The organism is Vibrio sp. Vb0667 (assembly GCF_033391095.1).
In genome coordinates this window covers 1-1,150 of the sequence record NZ_JAWPOL010000298.1, presented here as the reverse complement: position 1 = coordinate 1,150, position 1,150 = coordinate 1, and the positions used below count along the sequence as shown (strand labels likewise).

Here is a 1,150-nt window from a genome sequence, read left to right as displayed (position 1 = left end):
GACTTCGCTTACGCATGATTCAAGCTCGTCATCTTTTTTCACTTCATGCACGATGCCAAATTGTTGCGCTTTAACCGCAGGGATGACTTCACCACTGAGGATGTAACGACGTGCTTGTCGATTGCCCATCGCACGCATCACGTATGGTGCAATGATGGCGGGCACCAATCCCAGTTTGACTTCACTCAAGCAAAACTGAGCGGAGTGGCTGGCGATAGCGATATCGCTGCAGCAAATTAGCCCCAATGCGCCACCAAAGGCTGAGCCTTGTACGACAGCGATGGTGGGTTGAGGGAAGGCATCCAACGTTTCCATTAAGCGAGCGAGGCTTTGTGCATCGACTAGGTTTTCTTTTCGGGTACTATTTGCCATCGATTGCATCCAAGCTAAGTCCGCACCAGAGGAAAAGTGTTTGCCATTACTGCGCAGCACTAAGCAACGCACATCGGTTCTTAGTGCAAGATAATCTAAGCGATGGATGATCAAATCAATCATGCAGGCATCGAAGGCATTGTGTTTCTTTGTCCGATTCAGCGTCAGCGTTGCAACACCGAATTCGTCAACCTGCCAAAGCACATCATTGTGTCGTTGAGCGTTTGGAACAATGCTTGGTTGTCTTTCCTGCATAATGATTTCCTTGTGAACGTTTATTTCAATTGCGCGGTTACATTCTAAAGATGCCAAATTCGCTATCAGGTATTGGCGCGTTGAGCGCGGCCATTAACGCTTGTGCGAGCACGTTTCGCGTCTCTTTGGGGTCAATGATGCCGTCGTCCCATAATCTTGCACTGGCAAAGTACGGATGCCCTTGGGTCTCATACAAGTCTATGATCGATTCTTTGAAAGTGTGTTCTTCTTGCTCGGACCATTCTTCGCCGCGACGTTGGTTTATCTCTTTGCGCACCTGAGTCAACACGCCAGCGGCTTGCTCTCCGCCCATTACGGAGATGCGTGCGTTTGGCCACATCCACATCATGGTTGGGTCATACGCTCGTCCGCACATGCCGTAGTTTCCTGCGCCGTAAGATCCGCCAATGATCACCGTGAATTTAGGCACATCAGCACACGCCACCGCCATCACCAGTTTTGCACCGTGTTTGGCGATGCCTTCTTCCTCGACTTTTTTGCCGACCATGAATCCGGTGATGTT

The 1,150-nt window shown here is 50.1% G+C and carries 2 protein-coding genes; both read right to left on the bottom strand.

All coding sequences use genetic code 11. The features are described from left to right. A partial coding sequence (locus R8269_RS25420; RefSeq protein ID WP_318222939.1) for an enoyl-CoA hydratase-related protein occupies positions 1 to 627 on the bottom strand: 627 nt, incomplete at its 3' end. 37 nt (positions 628 to 664) lie between these two features. Then, positions 665 to 1,150 (bottom strand): carboxyl transferase domain-containing protein (locus R8269_RS25415; RefSeq protein WP_318222938.1); only part of this gene is annotated, 486 nt, incomplete at its 5' end.